Source organism: Streptomyces sp. NPDC048411, from assembly GCF_040704695.1.
Classification (GTDB): Bacteria; Actinomycetota; Actinomycetes; order Streptomycetales; family Streptomycetaceae; genus Streptomyces.
This window is the reverse complement of the sequence record NZ_JBEZKL010000078.1, coordinates 1-21,692: the sequence shown is the minus strand read 5'-3', so window position 1 is coordinate 21,692 and position 21,692 is coordinate 1. Positions and strand designations below refer to the sequence as shown.

Here is a 21,692-nt window from a genome sequence, read left to right as displayed (position 1 = left end):
ACATCTTTTGCACCAGTAGCGTCACGAATCGCCTGCATGCCGACTATCCACTTGGCGCACGATCCGCATCATGGTCGACCATAGGGATACGAAAGAGATGCGGAACACCAAGGAACCGCGGTGAGAGGAGGCGTCCATGGGATCGGTGCGCAAGGCGAGTGCCTGGCTGGGCCTCGTAGAGGACAACGACGAGCGTTACTACGACGACGACGAGTACGCCGAGGGTGCACGGACCGGGACCGGCAATGCCTGGGTGACCGACCCACGGGTACAGGTGGTCTCCGAGGCGGCCGAGGAGACGGGCCGCCGGATCGCCACCGTCACCCCGGACAGCTTCCGGGACGCGCGCGCCATCGGCGAGCTCTTCCGGGACGGCGTCCCGGTGATCATCAACCTCACGGCCATGGACCCTGCCGACGCGAAGCGTGTCGTGGACTTCGCCGCGGGGCTGATCTTCGGGCTGCGCGGTTCGATCGACCGCGTGGCCACCCGGGTTTTCCTGCTGACCCCGGCCGACACCCGGGTGCTCAACGGCGAAGCCGTCGGCCGGCCGGCCGACGGCTTCTTCAACCAGAGCTGAGCAGGGCGCTCACCGGATCGGTCCGGCCGGCGTCCCGTTCTACCGGAATGCGTCCAGGCCGGTGAGTGCCTTGCCCAGCACCAGCTGGTGCATCTCCGCGGTGCCCTCGTACGTGAGCACCGACTCCAGATTCGTCGCATGCCGCATCACCGGGTATTCGAGCGAGATCCCGTTGGCGCCGAGGATCGTGCGCGAGGTGCGGCAGATCTCGATGGCCTCCCGCACATTGTTGAGCTTTCCGAAACTGACCTGTTCCGGGCGGAGCCTGCCCGCGTCCAGCCGACGGCCCAGATGGTGGGCGAGCAGGATGCCCTTGTGCAGTTCGACAGCCATGTCCGCGAGCTTGGCCTGAGTGAGCTGGAAACCACCGATCGGCTTGCCGAACTGTTCCCGGGTCTTCGCGTAGTCGACCGCTGCCTCGAAGCTGGCCCGCGCCGCGCCCATGGCTCCCCAGACGATGCCGTAGCGGGCATGGCTGAGACAGCTGAGCGGTCCGCGCAGGCCGGTGACTCCGGGGAGTACGGCGTCGGCGGGCAGCCGTACCTCGTCGAGGACCAGCTCGCTGGTGACCGAGGCACGCAGCGACCACTTGTGCTTGATCTCGGGCGCGGAGAAGCCGGGGGTTTCCGTCGGCACGACGAATCCACGGATGCCGCTGCCGTTGCTGCCCTCGTCGGTCTGCGCCCAGACGATGGCGACCCCGGCCACCGAGCCGTTGGTGATCCACATCTTGCGGCCGCTGAGCACCCAGTCTCCCCCGCCGTCGCGCTTGGCGTGCGTCCGCATCCCGGCCGGGTCGGAGCCGTGGTCCGGCTCGGTGAGTCCGAAGCAGCCGATGATCTCGCCGGCTGCCATGCCCGGCAGCCACTGCTGCTTCTGCTCCTCGGAGCCGAAGCGGTGGATGGCGTACATCGCGAGGGAGCCCTGCACGGAGACGAGGGAGCGGATCCCCGAGTCCGCCGCTTCGAGCTCCAGGCAGGCCAGTCCGTACTGGACGGCGGTGGCTCCCGCGCAGCCGTATCCCTGCAGGGACATGCCGAGGGCGCCGATCGAACCGAGCTCGCGGGCGAGCTCGCGGATGCCGGGCAGCTCGCCGTTCTCGTACCACTCGGCAATGTGCGGCAGGATCCGGTCGGCGGCCCAGGCGCGGACGGTGGACCGGATCGCGAGGTCCTCGGGGCCGAGCAAATCGTCGATGCCGATCGGGTCGCCGGGGTCGAAGGGCGGGAGCTTCGACGGCTTCGCGGGAGATGGGGTGGACATGAGGGTGCCTCCGGCGGCTCGCACGATACTAAAACTAGCAGTGTTAGTTATGGCGTCGTGCTGACGTTACGGCTCAGTGTGCCGCGCGTCCAGAGCCGGTGGCCTCGGCGGGTTGCCGTTGGGCAGGCACCGAAGGGGGCCCTTGCGGCAGGCCCTGGACCGGCGCGCCCTGGGGAGCAGGGAACGCGCGGGGCCCTCGCGACCCCACGGCGGCGGTCGCCTCGGCGGCCTCGCGGGGTTCGCAGATCTCCACCGGCGGGCACTCCATCACCCGTGGCAGTCGCAGCGCGGCGAGCGCGCCCAGCAGCAGCAGACCTGCACTGACCAGCAGCGTGACATGCAGCCCGTCGATGAAGGCATGCCGGGCCGTGCTCCGCAGCACCCCACCCAGCGGGCCGCCCAGCTGTGAGGCGACCTGATACGCCTCGCCCAGGGAGTGGGAGGCGGCGGCGGAGGCCTCAGCGGGGACTCCTGCTGAGGAGAGCTTGGCCAGTCCGGGCGCGTAGGCGGCGTTCATGACACTGCCCAGCAGAGCGATCCCCATGCCCGCACCCAGCTGGTACGAGGTTTCGCCGATGGCCGCCGCACCACCCGCCCGGTCCGCCGGGGCCTCGCTGAGCATCGATTCGTATGCCCCGAAGAGCGTGGACTGGAGCCCGAAGCCGAGCACGACGAACGCCACCGTCAGCAGGGCGGGCCGGTCGTGCTGCCCCATCAGGGTCAGGATCAGCACCGACGCGGCGGTGAGCACGAAGCCCCAGCCGACCATCCGGCGCGGTCCGATCCGGCGCAGGGTGTACGAGCCGGTCGCACCCGCGGCCATCGCGGCGAAGGTGAGCGGCAGCAGCCGCAGGCCGGTCTCCAGCGGGCTGAGGTCCAGGACCAGCTGCAGGTACTGGACGGCGATCAGTTCCAGACCGACCAGGGCCAGCATGGCGAGGACGATGCAGCCGACCGCGGTGGAGAACGCGGGCCGCGCGAACATCGCCATGTCGACCAGTGGATGCGTACGGCGTTTCTGCCGACGGACGAACGCGACGAGCAGCGCCGCCCCGAGCAGCAGCGGCACGAGGGTGGCGGGGCCGAAGACGCCCTCGCCGGTACCCGCGCGCTTCACGCCGAGGACCGCACCGAGCACTCCGGCCGCGGCCATCAGCGCGCCGAGCACATCCCAGGGGCCGTCGTCGCTGCCCCGCGATTCGGGGAGCAGCAGCCGGCCGACCGGCAGGATCAGCGCCATCAGCGGGATGTTGATCAGAAAGACCGAGCCCCACCAGAAGTGCTCCACGAGGAAGCCGCCGATGACCGGTCCGGTGGCCGCACCGACGGCGGCGACCGCGGTCCACACCCCGATGGCGACGGCCCGCTCTCGCCGGTCGGGGAAGACCTGGCGGAGGATGGACAGCGTCGCGGGCATGATCATCGCGCCGCCGACGCCCAGCAGGGCGCGCGCCGCTATCAGCATGCCGGGACTGTCCGCCATCGCGGCGATCGCGGAGGCGGCACCGAAGAGCGCGTAGCCGATCAGCAGGATGCGGCGGCGGCCGACCCGGTCACCGAGGGTGCCGAAGAGGATCAGCAGCGAGGCGCAGACCAGTGGATAGGCATCCACGATCCACAGCAGACCGACGGCGCTGGGCCGCAGATTCTCGGTGACGGCGGGTACGGCGACGTGGAGCACCGTCGCGTCGAGCGCCACAAGCAACAGACTGAGGCAGAGGACGACCAGGACGACCCATCGATTGGCACCGCCGGCGGCTGCGCGCAGCCGGCATCGGCCTGTGGTCGTCCCGGACATGCATGTACCTCCCAAAGATCCCTCGCGCTCGGCAGGCCAACCGGGGATGCAGTGTGCACTGCCCCTCCAGGCCCGGCATCGACGGGCGAGTGATCCGTCAGCGTACGCGAGTTCGGCGTGGCCACACGTGGTCGATCTCATACCCCGCCAGGTCACGAGGTGTGGCGTACGCCACGCCGGACCGGCCCCGTCGACGGCTCGTGAGCGTTCCGTGACCGGCCGGGCACCGACCGTCCAGCCGCCCATCACGGTCGGAGAAATGGATACCTGCACCGCTCCCCATTTATTGGGAGATACTCAAACACTCTTCCGAAATAAGCGCGGAATAAATAGAGCGCGAGATCACCGGGGTTCGCTGACGGGTCAGGAATATTGACCCAACTGAGACATAGTCCACATCACATCGTCATCACAAAGCGGCCGGGACGGCCGGATCACGCACTCACTCGCTGTAACGTCGATTGGGTGCGTACCGACATCTTTGCCCGGCTGGACCGGGAGCCGGAACCGCCGAAGATAGAGCCACCGCGGATGAGCCGTCACCGCATCGCCCTCTTCGGCGGGACGTTGGCGTTCTATCTCGCCATCGTCGTTGCCGTGCTGATGGGCTCCTGGCTGGTGACCCTGGACTGGAAGGTCATGCTCTTCCGGCCCTACCAGCAATGGCCCGGAATCCATGCGTTCCTCGACTACTACGTCGTCCTCGGCCAGCGAGGCCCGACGGCCGTGATGGTCGCCTGCTGGCTCGGCTGGCGCTCCTGGCGGCAGCACACCCTGCGCCCCCTGCTGACCCTGGGCGCCTCGCTGCTGCTGCTCAATCTGACCGTGGGCGCCGTCAAGCTCGGCCTGGGCCGGCTCGGCCCGCACTACGCGACCCAGATCGGCTCTGCGGAGCTCTTCGCCGGCGGCGATATATTTCCGTCCGGCCACACCGCCAACGCCGTGGTGACCTGGGGAATCCTCGCCTACCTGGCCACTACGCCGCGAGCCAGACGCTACCTGTCGGCCGTATCGGCGGTGGTCTCGCTCGGGGTCGGGCTCACGACCGTCTATCTCGGTACGCACTGGCTGAGCGATGTGCTGCTCGGCTGGGCCGCGGGGCTGCTGATCCTGCTGGGCCTGCCGTGGGTCGAGCCGTTGATTACCCGTACCGAGGAATGGATCTTCGCGGTGCGCGAGCAGTTGCGCGCGCGTCGCCGGACCGCTCCCCCGGTGCCCGTCGCGGCGGGCGCTCCCCAGGCCGTGCCGCTGCGGCAACCGGACAGTGGTGGCGGCGCGGGCGAGAGCCCGGTGCTCAAACCGGTCGCCACAGGCGGTCGCCCGGCCGCCTCGGCTCCTGCCGCTCCGGCGGCGGGGACCCGGCAGCGGGCCCACACGCCGCACATGGTGCGCTCGGAGCGAACGCCGGTCACCCCGGTCGGCAGCCGGCGCCCGCCGCACGCGGACCGAACGCCACGAGGCGGCACGAGCCCGGCCCGCCCGGTGGCCGGCGGCTGACGGACCACATCCCCACGCGGGAACGGTACGCACAGCCGCCCCCGCACACTCAAGGCCCCGACCTCGGTCGGGGCCTTGCTCATGACAGGGGCCTCAGCCGACCCAGCAGCGGGTCACCACGGCGTGGTCGACCTCGAAGTTGATCCGCCCGGCCAGGTACTCCATGGTGATGATCGCCCCCGGCGGCAGAGCTCTGACCGTGCGCCAGCCGCGGGCACGGGCCCTCCGCTCGGCGGCTTCTGCGGCGAGGCCGACATACGCGTCGGGCGTGTCATCGGGCTGGGCGGGAGGAGTCGGGATAGGTGCCATGCCACTCACCGTAGGCGGCCCCGGCCGGGTACGGAAGCCGGGCGCGGGCACCCGGCACGGCATCCTCACGCACGCCACCGGTCACGCTTGTGTCACAGGATCACGACAGTCGCTTCCCTCGCACTGCTTCACTCGAACGTGCGATTCTCAGGCCGACGCACAGTAATCATGCACACTTATAAACGATCACCGAACGGCTCGGAAAACCAGAGGAAATATGACCTACCCGATGGTCGGAATTTCCTTCCCGTAAGGCATTCGAAAACGGACCCGCCACCGGGAATTCATGCTTCCTTATGGCAGCCTTATCTTCCGGTCGGGATATCCACACCATCCGACCGGCACCGGCGCCCGCATCCGCCCGTATACCGGGCACGAGCCCGCCCTCACCGGCCGGACACACCGGGCGAGCGGTCGGTCGAAAGTCCGCGGTCCCCTTCAGCCGAGTGCCCGGGAGAGCCGGTCCCGGGCCGCCCTGATCGCATCGGTGAGCTCCTGCGGTTCGACAACCTCGAAGTCGAAGCCCATGAGCATCACGTGGATCACCAGGGCGTCGAGGCTCGCCGCGCCGGTGCGCAGCAGGCAACTGTCCGCGTCGATCGCCTCCAGCACTCCGGAGGACCGCGAGATGCGCTCGGCGGCCAGCTCGACCGGTACCTTCAGCCGGATCACCGCATGCGTCGCGTAGGCAGTGGTGGAGACGCCCTTCGAGACATAGGCGGCCAGGTCCTCGGCGGGCGGGCGGCGTGGAACGAAGCGGGGACCGTGCGGCGGCGTGGGGATGATCCGGTCCGCCCGGAAAGTACGCCAGTCCCCGCGCTCCAGGTCCCAGGCGACGAGGTACCAGCGGCGCTCGGTGCACACCAGCCGGTGCGGTTCGACGGTCCGGCGCGACAGGGAACCGCCGTGGGACCGGTACGCGAAGCGCAGCCGCTCGCTGTCCCGGCAGGCCCCGGCCAGCTCGGTGAGGACGCCAGGGTCGACGGTGGAGGCGCCGGGTCCGCGCATCATGGGCACGGTGAAGGCGCTCAAGGCGCCGACCCGGCGGCGGAGCCGGTTCGGCAGGACCTGCTCGAGTTTGGCAAGTGCGCGCACGGAGGTCTCCCCGATGCCCTCGACGCCGTGACCGGCCGCGGTACGCAGCCCGACCGCCACCGCGACCGCTTCCTCGTCGTCGAGGAGCAACGGCGGAAGCTCGGCCCCCGCGCCGAGCTGATAGCCGCCGCCGGTGCCGGGGCTGGCGTTGACCGGATAGCCGAGCTCGCGCAGTTTGTCGACGTCCCGCCGGACGGTCCGTGGGGTGACGCCGAGCCGTTCGGCGAGGTCGGCTCCGGACCAGTCCCGGTGGGCCTGCAGGAGTGAGAGCAGGCGCAGCAGTCGTGCCGAGGTCTCCAACATGGGGCGAGTCTGCCAGCGGTCGAGGACAGCCTGCCGTCCTCGACCCCTGTCAGTCGTGCCGCCGGGCCGGTTCCAGCCGTAGACAGAGGTCGTTGTCGGCCGAGTGGCACGGGGCGACGAGGATGTCCCCCGTGGCGGCCCGGGGCGGGCAGCCGAAGATCTTCTTGCGGTCCCAGATGTCGTCGAGGATGCGCGAGATCCGGATCCCGCCGGTACCGCTCCCGCTCGGCCCGCCGGGGAGCAGCCAGACCAATGTGCCCCCAATCGACAATGATTGACCGAAAGTCAACCTTTCGGGGCTTCGATTCACCCGCTGCGCCGGACGGTTCGATTCCGTTCCCTTTCGCGCGTGACCCCGGCCACGGATTGCCCGTTGTCTCTTCATGAGCCGGGAACCGCCCGGCGCACGTACCGAGTTCGAGGAGCCACCCGTGCCGCGCATGCTCGACGTCAGCGAGGACGTACGCGCCGAGATCGGCGATGCCGAAGCCGATCGGTTGCTCGTCGGCGACAACGCCCCCGGCAGCTACGACTGCACTTCCTGCCGCACCCCTGGCGATTCCGAGCAGGAGCGCACCAGCACGGTGCTGTTCGTCGGCGAAGAGACCGCCGTTCTCGCCTTCGCGCACGCGACCTGCATCCCCTCCCAGGTCGTCCAGGTCTCCGAGGAGCAGCTGCAGGGTGCCGTGCGCAGCATCACCGGCAGCGAGCCGGAGGGCCCGGAGGGGCTCGTGCCCGGCCAAGCCGTCCTCGGCGTCACCAGCGGTCTCGTCCTGATCGACGACGAGCTCCACCCGGCGCTGGTCGTCGAACCCACAGGCGCGATCGCCCGCCCCGGTACGGACGGCAGCGGAGGCGACGATTTCCTGCAGCTCCTGCTGGAGCAGGGCTTCCAGCCGGTCCACCGGATGGGCCGGCTGCCCGCCCTGCTGCACGGCTGGTCGATCCTGCTCGCCATGGGCCAGCTGCATGCCGTGCTGCAGCCGGGCACAGGCGGCGGGGCCCCCGTCGCCTGGTGGCAGGCGCACGCCCCGCTGCAGGTCACCGAGGGCTGGCGGACCGCGGCCAACAAATCGCGGACCGTTCTCGTCTTCGCCGCCCCGGCCGGATCGATCGGCCAGCAGCCCCGCGAGGACCTGTTGCGCGACGCACTGGAGAAGGCCGCGGCGGGCGGCCTCCTGGTCGCGGCGGCGATGCCCCTGGCCGGGACCTGATCATGTCCGTACGCTCCTCGCACCCGCAACGAGCAGCTATTTCTTCGCCGGGCCCGCATCCGACGGCCGGTGGGGTCGTTGGCACGTACGTGCACTCATACGACCCCTCCCACCAGCGCCCGAGCCCGATCCCTGCCATGCGCCCGTCGCGGGAGCCAACGGGCGGCCAGTCCCCCACCCCGATCTACGACGCGTTGTACTCCGAGTACCGCCGGTCGTTCCGGACGCTGCCAGGTGATCGGAGCGGCGAGGAGGAGCTCGCCTTCATGGCCTTCGGTACGGGACTGTTCGGCACCCGCACCCCGCTGAGCGTCCACTCCGGCCATGCGAGCCACTCCGGTGGCGCCTCCGGCCCCTCAGGTCAGGGGCCGCGCACCGGAAACCCCGGCTCCTGGCAGCGGGTCGGCCGGCACGCCGGGCGCGCCACCCCGGCGGCGCTGCCACCTGGCTCCGGAGGGGCCTGACCGTACGACGAAGCCCCGCACCGCTCACCTTGGGTTCTAGTGGTTGTTGCAACACCCCAGTTCAAGGGGTGCGATGGACTTCGAGGTCCGCAAGGTGCGCTCGGCTCAGGGGCCCAGGAAGCTCCATGCTGAGCGGGCGGAATACTTCCGGCTCGTGAAGGCGGGATACACCAGCAAGGAAGCATCCGCGGCAGTCGGTGTGAACGAGCGCACCGGACGTGAGTGGCGCAACGGCCGCTGGGACCCGCAGCGGCTCAGACCGCCGGCGGCCCAGGCGACGCGCCGTCTCGATCAGGAGCGCGTCTACACCAAGCGGGCACCCGTTCTCCAGGGTCGGGTGCCCGCAGCCGTACCCGTGTCTGTGGAAGTGCGGTCGCGCTATCTGTCGGAGTGCGAGCGCATCCACATCGCTGACCGGCTCCGGGAGAAGGCGTCCATCCGGTCGATAGCCGCCGAACTGGGACGCAGTCCTTCCACCATCAGCCGGGAGATCCGGCGCAACCGCACCAACGGCACCCGCAACCAGTGGCACTACCGGCCGTTCGCCGCCCAGGCCCGCGCCGATGGCCGCAGACCACGGCCGAAACCGCGGAAGATCAACCAGAACCCCGAACTGCGGAGCGCCGTCCAGGCGGGCCTGGACGAACGCTGGAGCCCGGAGCAGATCTGTCACGCTCTGCGCAGACAGTTCCCCGACCGGCCGGAGATGCATGTGGTCCACGAGACGGTCTACCAGGCGCTCTACGTGCAAGGACGCGGCCAGCTGCGGCGGGAACTGGCGAGCGTCCTGCGAAGCGGACGCGCCCGGCGTAGGCCGCGCCGCCAGGCCAACTGCCGTCAGCCGCGCTTCACCGATCCCATGGTCATGATCAGTGAGCGGCCCGCCGAAGCGGACGACCGGGCCGTGCCCGGCCACTGGGAAGGCGACCTGATCATCGGCAAGGACAGCGGCTCGGCGATCGGCACTCTTGTCGAACGCAGCACCCGCTACGTGATGCTTCTGCACCTGCCTGTCGACCACACCGCCGCCAGCGTCCGTGATGCCCTGATGCAGACCGCGAACAGGCTCCCGCAGCGCTTGAAGCGGTCCCTGACCTGGGACCAGGGCAGTGAGATGGCCGCTCACCGCAGTTTCACCCTCGCCACGGACGTCCCGGTCTACTTCTGTGACCCAGCCAGCCCCTGGCAGCGCGGCTCGAACGAAAACACCAACGGCCTGCTCCGCCAGTACTTCCCCAAGGGCACCGACCTGTCCGTCCACACCCGCGAGCACCTCGACGCCGTCGCCGCCCAACTCAACGGCCGACCACGCAAAACGCTCGACTGGGAAACCCCAGCCGAGCGTCTGCACAAACTACTCGCCTGCTGATCAGACCAGCCGCGTTTCGCGGGATCGCTAAAGACCGCGATTCTTGTCCCTGCGAGGCTTGCGCGGTGCCCTTCCCCAGGAGCCGGCAGGCCGTTCTTGCCGCACCCTCGATACGAATTCTTCGCGAGTCAGGACAGCTCGTGGCTGGGGGCGCAGGAGGGAGTCTGCGTCCCACGGGTCCACATGCGTCCATCCGAACCCCCGGACCACCTCGTCGAAAACCGGCGCGAAGTCCGCACCGACCAGGTCCGGCATCTGATGGCGGAACCCTCGGACGCGGGTAACGAAGTCTGCGGGCAACGGCACGTGGTACGCCTCCAAATAGTGCGCAAAGTCCGCGCGCCATACCCACAAGCCATCGGTGACAAGGGACGAACAACCGGACGTGTGCCGGTGAACCTCACCCGTGAGAACGTCAACCCCTGCCTCCATGAAGTACGTGAGGTGATGACCAACGTCCAAATATTCCACAATTTGCGCTTCGTCCGGTTCGCCAGACGCTTGCACCTGGGCCCCTAACGGTCCCGCAGCCAGCTCACCGGAGTGACCGAAGTCATCGAAGAAACCGAGCAACTTCAGCACGCCCACCCCCTCAGCCCCACCAGTCGAGGCGAGCATACGCAGGACCGATGCCTATCGGTCTCACCAAGGCGTAGCCACCGCCGCCCGGCCGCATGATCGCGACCGGGCGACTGCTTAACTGCCAGTGCAACACATCAGAGATCACGTGTTGCGACGACCAGTGGAATCCGCCAAGCCCCCGGTCACCGGGGCCTCAGCCCAGGACGGGCTGGAGACGATACGTCCTACCCCGCGTGGTCCGGACGGTGATGACACCGTCCTTGACCGAGTAGCCGAAGCGCTTGCCGAGCTCATCGGTCGCCGTCAACTTCTGCTGCTTCGGCCAAGGGTTGTGCAGACGCAGGGTGCCGCCTGCCTTGCTGGTGACCTGGACGTAGCGGACGGCGCCGTCCCTCAGCGACGCCGAGGTCTCGAAGGCGCCGGGAAGAAGCAGCCGGTCGAAGACAGCTCTGCCCGATCAGCAGCGGATCACCACCAGGTCACACGAGACGGTGGTCAGAGCACTGCGAGACGCCAACCGCAAACTGCACGACGAGAACGAGCGCCGCTGCCGGATCCCGCCCTCGTCGCGGCACTCCTGGACGCCGACGAGGAAACCTGGCGGACCGCCGTGATCGACTGACTTCTCCGGATGGGACCGTCCGGAGTGCCCTCTTCGCGCACCGGCTTCCAGGGCCGCGCGGACTACGCCGGCTGGACGGCGCCCGGTGCTTCGACCAGCTCGATCTTCACGACCGTGTCGATCGGGTCCGCCAGCGGGTAGGTGAAGTGCCCGACCTCGCCGAACTGGACGAACGGGATGTCGGGGTAGGACTTGACGACCCAGGCGTCGCACAGCTGCAGTTCGCGGCCGTCGGCGAGCAGCGAGATCCGCGCAATGCTGTCCTTGTCGAGTCCGCCGGTCAGGGCCAGCGGTCCGATCGGCGCTCGCAGGACGTGGGCGTACAGGGTGTTCCCGCTGCGCGTGTAGTAGCCCCACTCGGGGGTCTCCAGGCCGGCGGGGCCCGCGCCGTGGACCGACTCCCCGTTGGCGGAGAGCCAGGCGCCGATGGCGTGGAGCCGCTCGACGGCCTCGGGCTGGATCCGGCCGCGGGGGTCGGGGCCGACGTTGAGCAGCAGGTTGCCGCCCTTGGCCACGCATTCGACGAGCTTGGTGATCAGCTGTTCCGGGCTCTTCCAGAGGTCGTCGCCGGCGGTGTAGCCCCAGTTGTTGTTGATCGTGATGCAGGCTTCCCACGGCACGGGGCTGCCGTCCTCGGCACAGATGCCGTCGACGGGTATCAGCTGCTCCGGGGAGGCGAAGTCGCCGCTGTAGTCGGTCGGTGCGTCGGTCACGATTGAGCCGGGACCGCCGCCGTCGGCCTCCAGCCGGTTGTCGATGAGCGCGGTCGGCTGCAGGGCGCGGACGGTGTCTATCAGCTCCTGCGCGCCCCACTCCTGCGGCCCCATCCCCTCGTAGGAGAAGTCGAACCAGAGGATGTCCATCTGCCCGTAGTTGGTGCACAGCTCCTTGATCTGGCCGTGCATGTACCGCCGGTACGACTCCAGGTCGGGCCGGTGGTCGGCGAAGGCGGGGTTCTCGCGCTCGGGGTGGATGAAGTCGCCGTAGTGCGGGTAGTCGGGGCGGTGCCAGTCCAGCAGGGAGTAGTAGAGCCCCACCTTGATGCCCCGGGCGCGGAAGGCGTCGAGGAATTCCCGGACCAGGTCGCGGCCGATACCGTTGTGCATGCTGCCGTACTCGGTGAGCGCCGAGTCGAACAGGCAGAACCCGTCGTGATGCTTGGCGGTCAGCACCGCGTACTTCATGCCGGCCGCTTCCGCGAGCTCGGCCCATGCCTGCGGGTCGTAGTCCTCGGCACCGAAGCCGTCCACGGCGAACTGGTAGTCCTCGACAGACACCTGCTCTTGCGAGCGGAGCCATTCGCCCCGGGCCGGGACGGCGTACGGACCCCAGTGGATGAACATGCCGAACCGGTCTTGGCGGAACCAGGCCGAGCGCGCGAACCGCGCAGAGACCTCGGTCGGCCGGCGGCGGTCCGTCGCCTGCGTGCTCGTGTTCGTCATGCCTTCACCGCTCCCGCGACCATCCCGTTGACGATGTACTTCTGAGCGGTCAGGTAGACCGCCACGACGGGCAGCATGGTGAGGACGAGGTCGGCGCAGACCAGCGAATAGTCGAAGCTGTGCGTGGACTGGAAGGTGAACACCGTCATGGGTAGGGTCCATCGGTCTGAGTCAGGTATGAGGAACAGCACGTTCTGGAACTCGTTCCAGGCGTAGGTGAAGACCAGGATCAGCGCGGTCGAGCTGACCGGTCGCAGCAGCGGGAAGATGATCGTGAAGAACAGACGCAGCGATCCCGCGCCGTCCAGGAGCGCCGCCTCGTCGATCTCCCGAGGCAACTGCCGGATGAAGCCGACGTAGATCAGCGTGATGAACGGGATCTGCACGGCGACGTCCGTGAGGATGAGCCCCAGGTAGGAGCCGCCCAGGCCGATCTCCTGCAGCAGCCGGATCGCCGGGATGAACGCGAACGGGGCGATCAGACCGGTGAGCAGGTAGCTGTAGACGCCGCCGGTGACCCGGCCGGGGCGACGGGCGATGACGAAGGCGGCCATCGAGCACGCCAGCACGGTCCCGAGGGTTACCGCGACGGAGATGACCACGCTGTTCAGCAGTGCCTGGAACGCGTCGCCGGTCTCGATGACGGTCCGGTAGTTGTCGAGGTGCCAGGAGCGGGGCAGTGAGAAGCTCATCGTCTGGGCCTCGGTGCTGCTCTTCAGGCTGGTCAGCAGAACCAGGTAGAGCGGGGCCAGGTACACCAGGGCCAGCACGGCGGCCACCACGTAGGTGGCCGCTTGGGCCAGGAGCCTGCCGGGTCGGAGCCGCGGGTTTCGCCGGGTCACGGTGTCGCCTCCATCCTGCGTACGAAGCGGTTGATGACCAGCGCCACGACGGTGATCATGACGAACTGGAACACGTTCACGGCGGCGGCGTAGCCGAGGGCCCCGGTGTTGAGCTGCTTGTACACGTAGCTGGTCAGCACCTCGGTCGCGGTGCCCGGGCCGCCGCCGGTGGTGGCGTAGATCAGGTCGAACGTCTTCATGCCGGTGATGAAGGTGATCAGCCCGGCCAGGTTGATCGCGTGCCGGATGAACGGGAGCTTGATGTGCCGTACCACCTGCCACGGCCCGGCCCCGTCGAGCTGCGCGCTCTCGATGAGGTCGCTGGGCACGGCCTGGAGGGCGGCGAGCACCAGGACGACGGTCCAGCCGACGCCCATCCAGGTGTCCACGGCGGTGACGCTGTAGAGGGCGAGATCGAAGCTGCCGAACCAGTCCTGGGCCAGGCCGAACGGCTCGAGGAGGGCGTTGACGGGCCCGTCGGCCTTGAGGATGAAGTTGAAGAGCAGACCGACCACGATCGTGGAGAACATGATCGGCAGGTAGACCACGGCGCGCAGGACGCGGCTGCCCTTGAACGCCCGGTTGAGCAGGAAGGCGATCGCCACGCCCAGGCCGGTCTTGCCGACGGTCACGAGGGCCGCGTAGACGAATTGGTTGCGGGTGGCGTTCCACAGGACCGAGCCGTCGCCGAACATCGTTCGGTAGTTCGCCAGTCCGACGTAGTGGGTGTCGGGGACGTACGTCGAGGCATCGGTCAGCGACAGATACATTCCGAAGAAGGCTGGCAGGAGGAAGAACACGGTGAAGACCAGCACCGCCGGTACGAGGTAGGCGTACCGGTAGGTGCGGTCGATCCCCTGCCGGGAGGTGTGCGGCGTGGTCATCAGAATCCGGCCGCGCCGGCCTTGCTGCCCGCGCCCTGCCAGGCCTTCTGGGTCATTTCGCCGAACTTCGCGACGTCGATCCGCTTGCCGAGGAGCTCCTGGTACGCGGCGATGAGGTCGTCCTGCGGCTGCGGGATCACGGACTGCCCGTCGAACGGGACGACGGAGTCGCCCTGGTCGACGAGCTTCTGCAGGTCGGCGGCACCGCCCGAGGCGCCGGCGGCCTTGGCGTCGGTGAAGGCGGAGACGCCGGGGTTGGCGTCCAGGAACTTCTGCGCCTGCGGCTGAGCGATCATGAAGTTCAGGAAGTCCTGGGCCTGCTTGCCGACCTTGGAGAACGTGGCGACCTTGAGCAGGTTGGGCTTCTGCAGCCCCACAGTGCTCTTGCCGTCGGCGCCCGGCAGCAGGAAGAAGCCGATGTTCGCCTTCGGGTTGACCTTGGCGATGGCGCCCAGAGCCCAGGTGCCGTTGATGATGGCACCGGTCTTGCCGTTCGCTATCGCGGCGGTCGACGAATCGTAGGTGGCGGTCAGCGCGTCGCTGTTGGTCAGACCGTGCTTCACCCAGCCGGCCAGTGCCTGGTACTCCTGGGTGAAGCCGGGGATCTCGTTCCACTTGACCTGGTTGGCATCGAGCTTGGGCGCCAGGTCGAGGTCGGCGCCCAGGAAGTCGGCGTTGACGGCGCTGCGGTGCTGGAGCAGGGTCCAGCCGTCCTTGCCTGCGAGGTAGAGCGGCGTGGCTCCGGCGGTCTTGACCTTCTTCAGGTCTGCCTCGAACTCCGCCAGGGTGGTCGGGGTCTTCGTGATCCCGGCCTTGGAGAAGACGTCCTTGTTGTAGATCACCCCGGTCGCGTTGAGGCCGTCGGCGCTCGGGGTTCCCCAGATCTTGCCGTCCGCGGAGGTGATCGACTTGCGGACTGCGGGGAGGAGCCGCTCGATCCACGGCCCGGTGGCCGGCTTCATGATCGCGGCCTTGTTCTTGGCCGAGTCCTGGCCGGCGAAGACGTCGGCACCGCTCTTGGCGGCCAGGCGAGCCTGCACCAGGGAGTCGTAGTTCGCGTCGGGCACGGGCGTCAGCTTGACCGTGTTGCCGGTCTGCTTCTCCCAGAGGTCGACGTTCTCCTGGAAGCCCGGCACGCCCGCCCACGAGGTGGGGAGCATGTACGTGATCGTGACGTGGCCGTTCGCGCCGGTCGTGGTGTCGGAGCCGGCGCAGCCGGTCGCCGCGGCGGCCACCATGGCTGCGACTGCGACAACGGCGGCGATTCTGGTTCTCGGCATGGCGAGGTTCCTCTCGGTGCGGTGGGAAGGGAATGGGGTCGGACGTGGGGGTGATGGCGGGGTGCTCAGCGGGCTGACGAGTGAGCCCGCGCCCTGGTGTGCGCCGCGTCCGGGCACAGCGGTCCGATGTCGATCCGGGCCGGGAAGGCCGGATCGCCGAGGAGCGTGCCGAACGCGTTGGTCAGTGCCGTCTGCAGCACGCCGATCACGGGTCCGAGGGTGGGGAACCGGGTGACGGCGAGGTCGACGGGGTAGGCGTCGCGCAGCAAGGTGGCCAGGTGCGCGTCGATGCGGTCGGTGAGAGTGCGCCGGCGGGCCAGTGGCCCACCGAGGACGATCAGCTGCGGGTCGATCGCAAGGGTGAGATAGGCGATCTGGCGGGCGGCCCGGGCAGCGAACCGGTCGAGTTCGGCCACGCCGTCCGGGTCGCCCCGTTCGGCGGCGTCCAGGACAGGCAGGAAGGCTTCCAGCTCGTCCCAGTGCGGCGGAGCCGCCGGACCGTCGTCGATGAGGTTCAGCTCTCCGGCCATGTTGCGGCTGCCGCGATGGACCCGGCCGTCCAGCACGATTCCGGCCGCCAGCCGGTGCCAGGCCAGTGCCAGCAGGAAGGTGTCGGCGTGGCGGGCGACACCGTAGGCGTGTTCTGCGATCGCCGCGGCGTTCAGGTCGTGTTCGACGATCACCGGGACGTCGCCGAAGACCAGTCCGGCGTCGGCCGGGAAGCAGCCCTCCAGATCGGGGTGGTGGGGTGAGTAGGAGATCCGCCCGTCGGGGCCGACTCCGCCGGTCAGGGCGATGCCGAGGCCGAGCCACTTGCCGTGGGTGGACCGCAGGCGACTGACCACCTGTACCAGGCGGCGATGGAGTCCGGCGATCCGCTCCCGGCCCGGCAGCGGCACCGGTTCACGGTGCTCACTGACGTGCTGGATGCGTCCGCCGATGTCACAGGCGATGATCCGCTCGTGGTGCTTGCCGATCTCGGCGCCGATCACGAATCCGTACTCGCGGCGGAACCGGAAGCGTGCGGCCGGTCGGCCGCCACTGGGTGTGGGCGACTGTCCGTGCGCGGCGCCGGAGGTGACCTCGACCAGGTGCGCAAGGCCGGCCAGCCGTTCCTTGACAGTGGGCCGGGACAGTCCGCTGGCGGTGGCCAGCTCGCTGAGCGTCGCCTCACCCAGAGTGTGCAGTGCGGCGACACAGGCTGTGGTGGTCGTCCTGCCGAAGCTGTCGCCGCCGGGCGCGAGCGCTGCCAATGGTCCCTTTGCCTTTCCGTAAAGCGGCGGCCCCGTGGCACCGCCCGGCCGACCAGTGTGTTCCAGGTATTACAGGCCTGTTTCGAATCTGTTCTCCGTAACAGGTTGCGAGGACCGTAGGCCACCATCCCGAGGCACACAAGCCTTACGCAAGTCTCTGGCCTGGCCTTTCAGAACCTCCGCGCGACATCCTCCGCCCCGGCTGCAGCCGAGCCGGCCGGATATGGAGCCGCATGACCAAGGCCTCTGGAACGCTTTTCAGCCACGGAAGGCATCGTCTACCTTGCCGCTGCCCCAACCGACACGGCCCCGCCGGGCCCACGAGCCGCAGGAGTACAGCAGTGGCAGCTCAGGACGACTCCTCCGCGAGACCGGACATCGAGCTCGGCAGCCGACTCGGCCGTCGACGGTTCCTCGGCTCGATCGCCGCCCTCGGCGCCGGCCTGGCCACGCCCGGCATCCTGGACGCCGCCGGACTGGGCTCGAGCGCCACGGCGGCGGAACCCGCCGGCGCCGCCATGCGCGCCACGATCGACGCGACCCACCCCGCGCACGTGATCAACCTCGGGCAGGGTGACCAGCAATTCCAGGGCACCCTCCAGCAGCTGTGGGACACCGTCCCCGCCTGGCTCAAGCCCTACGCTTACATCAACCTCATCGGCGACAACCACCTCCGGAACGTCCCGGCCACGACCGACTGGATCCAGTCCCAGCTGGACGCCGCCGAGGCCGCCGACATCCCGGTCACCGCACAGGTCGCCAACGGCGAGACCGGGAACACCAACCTCATCCCGGTGAGCCAGTGGCAGACCTGGGCGCAGACCCACCCGAACACCTTCAAGGGGTTCAACGCCGCCGAGCTCTACAACGGCCCGGACCTGAGCAACTACCTGATCAGCCTGTTCGACGTCGCCGGCCAGCAGGGCATGTTCCTCTTCTGGACCGACACCAACATCTTCGGCACCGACGGAATGATGTTGGACTACATGCAGAACAACTCGGCATTCCTGCCCACGATGAAGGCGAACGCCAAGAACCTGGTGTTCATGAACAAGGAGTCGTTCGCCACCACCAGCACCGACGCGCTGATCAAGGGCCTGTGGCTGACCGGCTACATCGGCAACTGGGGCTCCTCCACCGACTGGTGGAAGTGGGGCCTGGACGGCCGGGGCATCTTCCCCGGCGGCTCGGGCTGGCAGGACTGGAAGTACATCCTGCAGTACCCGCAGAGCCTCCAGGTCCAGTCGATCGTCCGGGACCTGTCCCAGGGCGCCACCTGCTTCCTGGCCGAGGCCTCGTACTTCACCAACGGAGCGCTCGGAAACCGCTACGCCGGCGCGCAGTTCGGCGTCTACCCGCTGCTGAAGGGCGTGCTGAACGGCTGGATCAAGATCCCCACCCGCTCCGAGGTCGCCGGCCAGCAGCAGGTGGTGGCCAAGGGCTTCGCCAACTTCGCGACCCCCGGCTGGAACTGGTCGGTCAACAACGCCATGGCCGTCGACGGACGGTACGGTCTGGTGTCGCTGGTCCCCACCACCATGCCCGCCGCCGATCTCTCCGGGCTCACCACCGTGACCAGCCCGCAGCCGACCAGCTACTACGACAACCTGTACCCCGGCTTCGCAAGCACCGGCAACGGCTGGCTGGTGCGCTCCGTCGGCGCGGCGAAGCAGTGGTACTACACCAGCCCCGCCATGGCGCAGCAGCAGAAGTCCGCCGTGGTCTTCTCCCCCACCAACGTCCCCACGGCGTCCGTGAAGATCAGCTCCGACGAGCACACCAACGTCATCGTCCAGGAGAACCCGTCGAACCTGGGCGTCCACGTCTTCAACTACCGGCTCGACCTCACCAACGCCCTCTCTCTGGTCCCCGACCAGGCCAGCACGGTGCCGTTCGGCCAGAACTACATGGCGCCCCGGCTCGACGCCGCCGGCAACCCCGTTGTGAACGCGGACGGCTCGATCACCACCGTCGGCGGCAAGACCCTCCCGGACCGCAGCGCCCGGGACGTCCGCAACGTCACCCTCACCGTCGTCGGCACCTGGAAGGGCGGCCGGCCGAGCATCGTCTTCGACGACTACGCCGGCATGTCCCGCCCGTGCACCCAGCAGCAGACCTGGGATCCGGCCACCAGCACCCTCGTGCTGACCCTCACCATGAACGGCACCGCGCACTTCAACGTCCAGCTCGACGGCGGCGGCCCGCGCATCCTGCCGCGCACCGGCTGGACCGTGGCGTACACCGACAGCGAGGAAGTGACCGCGGAGAACACCCCGGCGACCAACGTGCTGGACGGCAGCATGGCCACCTTCTGGCACACCCGGTGGTCGAACGTCACGCCCGCGCCGGGCTGCCCACACGAGATCCAGCTCGACATGAAGGCGGCACACAGCGTCTCGGGCTTCACCTACCTGCCCCGCCAGGACGCCTCCCAGAACGGTAGGTTGGCCAGTACGAGTTCTACGTCAGCGCCGACGGCACCACCTGGGGAAGCCCTGTGGCCACCGGGACCTTCGCCGCCGACCAGACCCTCAAGACCATCAACTTCCCGGCCAAGAACGGCCGTTACGTAAGGTTCCGGGCGCTGTCGGAGATCAACGGCAACCCCTGGACCTCCTGCGCCGAGCTGAACGTCATCGGCCAGTGATCCCTCCCCTCCGGAAGACGAACCAATGACAGTGCACCACCCCGCCCCGGCCGTGCTCCGCGCGGCCGGGACCGCCCTCATCTTGGACGTCTCGGGTCCGGGCCTGCCCGCCGTCCTGCACTGGGGCGCCGACCCCGGCGACCTGGGCGACACCGACCAGCTGCTGCTCGGCCTGCGGCCCTCGTGGCCGGTGGCCTCCGTGGACACCCCGGTGCGGCTGCGGCTGATCCCCCAACAGGTCGACGGCTGGGTCGGGCGCCCGGGTCTCGCCGGGCACCGGGACGGCGTCCCGCCCCATCTTCGGCTGACGCTGACCGAGCCGGTCAGCCTGGCCGGCCAAGCCGGCGAGGGCGGCCGGCTCACGGTACGCGCCCGCGACGAGGCCGCCGGCCTGTCGGTCACCACTCACATCGAGATGGACGCGTTCGGCGTGGTCCGGCTGCGGCACGAGATCACCAACGAAGGCCCGGACGGGTTCACACTCGACACCGTGGCCTGTCTGCTCCCGGTGGGCGACCAGGCGGGCGAGGTGCTCGACTTCACCGGGCGCTGGGCCCGCGAAAGGTCGCCGCAACGTCGGCCACTCGCCCACGGGCTGACCGCCCGCGAGTCCCGACGCGGTCGCACCGGCCACGACGCGACCGGCCTGTTCCTGGTCGGCGAGCCCGGATTCGGCTTCCGGCACGGCCAGGTCTGGGCCGCACACGCCGGATGGAGCGGCAACCACGTGCACTACGCCGAGCTGCTCCCCGAACACCGGCCCGTCCTGGGCGCGGGCGAGCTCCTCGCGCCCGGCGAGATCCGCCTCACCCCAGGCGGCACCTACCGGACCCCGTGGGCCTACTTCACCTGGTCGGACGAGGGCATGGACGGGCTGTCCGACCGACTCCACCAGCACTTGCGCGCGCGGCCAAGCCACCCGCGCACCCCTCGGCCGGTGATGCTGAACACCTGGGAGGCCGTCTACTTCGACCACCGCCTCGACCGGCTCACCGAGCTGGCGGAGCGCGCCGCCCGGGTCGGCGTCGAGCGCTTCGTCCTCGACGACGGCTGGTTCACCGGCCGCCGGGACGACCGCGCGGGCCTCGGCGACTGGACCGTCGACTCGGCGGTGTGGCCTGACGGGCTCCACCCCCTGGTGGACCGCGTCAGGTCCCTCGGCATGGAGTTCGGCCTCTGGGTCGAACCCGAGATGGTCAACCCCGACTCCGACCTGGCCCGCGCCCACCCCGACTGGATCCTGGCCGCCCCCGGACGCACCGCGCCACCCGCACGCAACCAGCAGGTGCTCGACCTCGCCGCCCCCGAGGCGTACGCCCACATCGCGGCGCGCCTGCATGCCCTCGTCGACGAGTACGGGATCACGTACCTCAAGTGGGACCACAACCGTGACCTGCTGGAGTCGGCCCACCTGGGCGCCGCGGGCGTCCACGCTCAGACCACGGCCGTCTACCGCCTCCTGGACGAACTGCGCGAACGCCACCCGGGCCTGGAGATCGAGTCCTGCTCCTCCGGCGGCGCCCGGATCGACTACGGCATCCTGGAGCGAACCGACCGGATCTGGGCCTCGGACACCAACGACCCGCTCGAACGCCAGCGCATCCAGCGCTACACCGGGCTGTTCGTGCCGCCCGAACTGACGGGCAGCCATGTCGGCGCCGCCACCGCCCACACCACCGGCCGCACCAGTCCGCTGCCGATCCGGTTGGCGACCGCCCTGTTCGGCCACGCCGGCATCGAATGGGACATCACGGCCTGCACCGAGGAGGAGCTCGACCGCCTGGCAGCCTGGACCGGCCTGTACAAGCGGCTCCGACCGCTGCTGCACGGCGGGCGGACCGTCCGCGTCGACCACCCGGACCCGGCGGCCTGGCTGCACGGCGTCGTCGCGGACGACCGTCGCCACGCCGTCTTCGCCCTCTTCCAGCTGGCGTCCTCGACGGCCTCGGTGGCGGCCCGGATCCGCATCCCCGGCCTCGCCCCCGAGCTGACCTATACCGTGACGGTCCGCCCGGAGTTCCAGGCGGCCTCCGCCCATCCCAGCGCGATGGTGCCGTGGCTCGTCGAGGGGTCGGTCCGCGTCCCGGGGGCGGTGCTTGCCGGCGTCGGTCTGGCGGCGCCTCTTCTCGACCCCGAGCAGTGCCTGGTGCTGGAACTCACCGCCGAGTAGGGCGGATCACCACATGCGGGTGGCCCACGGACCGCGGAGCGGGCGAGGCGCACGCACCGGAGCCCGAGCCGACGCGGA

The 21,692-nt window shown here is 69.3% G+C and carries 16 protein-coding genes and 1 pseudogene; 7 read left to right on the top strand and 10 right to left on the bottom strand.

The genetic code is table 11. The features are described from left to right. The first annotated feature begins 136 nt into the window (after positions 1–136). The gene (gene sepF / locus AB0915_RS24840) at positions 137–580 is read left to right on the top strand and encodes a cell division protein SepF (protein WP_327247169.1); all 444 of its coding nucleotides are present in this window, start codon (positions 137–139) and stop codon (positions 578–580) included. A gap of 39 nt (positions 581–619) precedes the next feature. Here sepF and AB0915_RS24835 read toward each other — a convergent pair whose 3' ends face one another. Together AB0915_RS24835 and AB0915_RS24830 are read right to left on the bottom strand one after the other, a co-directional pair. Continuing rightward, positions 620–1,843 (bottom strand): acyl-CoA dehydrogenase family protein, encoded by a 1,224-nt coding sequence (locus tag AB0915_RS24835; protein ID WP_366693171.1) that lies wholly within the window; start codon positions 1,841–1,843, stop codon positions 620–622. A gap of 73 nt (positions 1,844–1,916) precedes the next feature. Further along, positions 1,917–3,641 (bottom strand): MFS transporter, encoded by a 1,725-nt coding sequence (locus AB0915_RS24830; protein ID WP_366693170.1) that lies wholly within the window; start codon positions 3,639–3,641, stop codon positions 1,917–1,919. A 465-nt stretch (positions 3,642–4,106) separates the two neighbouring features. Here AB0915_RS24830 and AB0915_RS24825 point away from each other — a divergent pair, with 465 nt between their 5' ends. After that, positions 4,107–5,138 (top strand): phosphatase PAP2 family protein, encoded by a 1,032-nt coding sequence (locus tag AB0915_RS24825; protein WP_366693169.1) that lies wholly within the window; start codon positions 4,107–4,109, stop codon positions 5,136–5,138. Between the two features lie 93 nt (positions 5,139–5,231). Here the strand turns inward: AB0915_RS24825 and AB0915_RS24820 are convergent, their stop codons facing one another. The 3 genes from AB0915_RS24820 to AB0915_RS24810 form a co-directional block, all read right to left on the bottom strand. After that, positions 5,232–5,447, bottom strand: a complete 216-nt coding sequence (locus tag AB0915_RS24820) for an I78 family peptidase inhibitor (protein ID WP_366132872.1) — start codon at positions 5,445–5,447, stop codon at positions 5,232–5,234. Positions 5,448–5,885: 438 nt separating this feature from the next. After that, on the bottom strand, positions 5,886–6,845 hold the full coding sequence (locus tag AB0915_RS24815; protein WP_366693168.1) for a YafY family protein: 960 nt from the start codon (positions 6,843–6,845) through the stop codon (positions 5,886–5,888). 49 nt (positions 6,846–6,894) lie between these two features. Next, complete coding sequence (locus tag AB0915_RS24810) at positions 6,895–7,116, bottom strand: hypothetical protein (RefSeq protein WP_366693167.1); 222 nt, start codon at positions 7,114–7,116, stop codon at positions 6,895–6,897. Between the two features lie 160 nt (positions 7,117–7,276). On the opposite strand from AB0915_RS24810, the gene AB0915_RS24805 reads away from it, so the two are divergent. From AB0915_RS24805 to AB0915_RS24795, 3 genes are all read left to right on the top strand, one after another. Continuing rightward, positions 7,277–8,059: a hypothetical protein gene (locus tag AB0915_RS24805; protein WP_366132876.1), complete on the top strand. Its 783-nt coding sequence runs from the start codon at positions 7,277–7,279 to the stop codon at positions 8,057–8,059. Positions 8,060–8,196: 137 nt separating this feature from the next. Beyond that, on the top strand, positions 8,197–8,523 hold the full coding sequence (locus tag AB0915_RS24800; protein ID WP_366693166.1) for a hypothetical protein: 327 nt from the start codon (positions 8,197–8,199) through the stop codon (positions 8,521–8,523). 73 nt (positions 8,524–8,596) lie between these two features. Next, on the top strand, positions 8,597–9,892 hold the full coding sequence (locus AB0915_RS24795; protein WP_366693165.1) for an IS30 family transposase: 1,296 nt from the start codon (positions 8,597–8,599) through the stop codon (positions 9,890–9,892). Between the two features lie 1,266 nt (positions 9,893–11,158). Here AB0915_RS24795 and AB0915_RS24790 read toward each other — a convergent pair. The 5 genes from AB0915_RS24790 to AB0915_RS24770 all read right to left on the bottom strand — a co-directional run bounded on the left by AB0915_RS24790 (position 11,159) and on the right by AB0915_RS24770 (position 16,797). Further along, complete coding sequence (locus AB0915_RS24790; protein WP_366693164.1) at positions 11,159–12,538, bottom strand: alpha-L-fucosidase; 1,380 nt, start codon at positions 12,536–12,538, stop codon at positions 11,159–11,161. After that, the gene (locus AB0915_RS24785; RefSeq protein ID WP_366693163.1) at positions 12,535–13,380 is read right to left on the bottom strand and encodes a carbohydrate ABC transporter permease; all 846 of its coding nucleotides are present in this window, start codon (positions 13,378–13,380) and stop codon (positions 12,535–12,537) included. The genes AB0915_RS24790 and AB0915_RS24785 overlap by 4 nt, the downstream gene beginning before the upstream one ends. After that, positions 13,377–14,264 (bottom strand): sugar ABC transporter permease, encoded by an 888-nt coding sequence (locus AB0915_RS24780; protein WP_366693162.1) that lies wholly within the window; start codon positions 14,262–14,264, stop codon positions 13,377–13,379. The genes AB0915_RS24785 and AB0915_RS24780 overlap by 4 nt, the downstream gene beginning before the upstream one ends. Then, a complete protein-coding gene (locus AB0915_RS24775; protein ID WP_366693161.1) occupies positions 14,264–15,544 on the bottom strand; it encodes an extracellular solute-binding protein in 1,281 nt (426 codons plus the stop codon). The genes AB0915_RS24780 and AB0915_RS24775 overlap by 1 nt, the downstream gene beginning before the upstream one ends. 65 nt (positions 15,545–15,609) lie before the next feature. Continuing rightward, a complete protein-coding gene (locus AB0915_RS24770; RefSeq protein WP_366693160.1) occupies positions 15,610–16,797 on the bottom strand; it encodes an ROK family protein in 1,188 nt (395 codons plus the stop codon). Positions 16,798–17,030: 233 nt separating this feature from the next. Here AB0915_RS24770 and AB0915_RS24765 point away from each other — a divergent pair. Both AB0915_RS24765 and AB0915_RS24760 read left to right on the top strand, forming a co-directional pair. After that, positions 17,031–19,444 (top strand): annotated as a pseudogene (locus AB0915_RS24765) (discoidin domain-containing protein). A 25-nt stretch (positions 19,445–19,469) separates the two neighbouring features. After that, complete coding sequence (locus AB0915_RS24760; RefSeq protein WP_366693159.1) at positions 19,470–21,614, top strand: alpha-galactosidase; 2,145 nt, start codon at positions 19,470–19,472, stop codon at positions 21,612–21,614. The last annotated feature ends 78 nt before the right edge of the window (positions 21,615–21,692 follow it).

Bases quoted from the DNA above. Each gene is read 5' to 3' on its own strand.
- sepF (WP_327247169.1), top strand. From the start codon at position 137: ATGGGATCGGTGCGCAAGGCGAGTGCCTGGCTGGGCCTCGTAGAGGAC.
- AB0915_RS24835 (WP_366693171.1), bottom strand. From the start codon at position 1,843: ATGTCCACCCCATCTCCCGCGAAGCCGTCGAAGCTCCCGCCCTTCGAC.
- AB0915_RS24830 (WP_366693170.1), bottom strand. From the start codon at position 3,641: ATGTCCGGGACGACCACAGGCCGATGCCGGCTGCGCGCAGCCGCCGGC.
- AB0915_RS24820 (WP_366132872.1), bottom strand. From the start codon at position 5,447: ATGGCACCTATCCCGACTCCTCCCGCCCAGCCCGATGACACGCCCGAC.
- AB0915_RS24815 (WP_366693168.1), bottom strand. From the start codon at position 6,845: ATGTTGGAGACCTCGGCACGACTGCTGCGCCTGCTCTCACTCCTGCAG.
- AB0915_RS24800 (WP_366693166.1), top strand. From the start codon at position 8,197: ATGCGCCCGTCGCGGGAGCCAACGGGCGGCCAGTCCCCCACCCCGATC.
- AB0915_RS24795 (WP_366693165.1), top strand. From the start codon at position 8,597: ATGGACTTCGAGGTCCGCAAGGTGCGCTCGGCTCAGGGGCCCAGGAAG.
- AB0915_RS24790 (WP_366693164.1), bottom strand. From the start codon at position 12,538: ATGACGAACACGAGCACGCAGGCGACGGACCGCCGCCGGCCGACCGAG.
- AB0915_RS24780 (WP_366693162.1), bottom strand. From the start codon at position 14,264: ATGACCACGCCGCACACCTCCCGGCAGGGGATCGACCGCACCTACCGG.
- AB0915_RS24775 (WP_366693161.1), bottom strand. From the start codon at position 15,544: ATGCCGAGAACCAGAATCGCCGCCGTTGTCGCAGTCGCAGCCATGGTG.
- AB0915_RS24760 (WP_366693159.1), top strand. From the start codon at position 19,470: ATGACAGTGCACCACCCCGCCCCGGCCGTGCTCCGCGCGGCCGGGACC.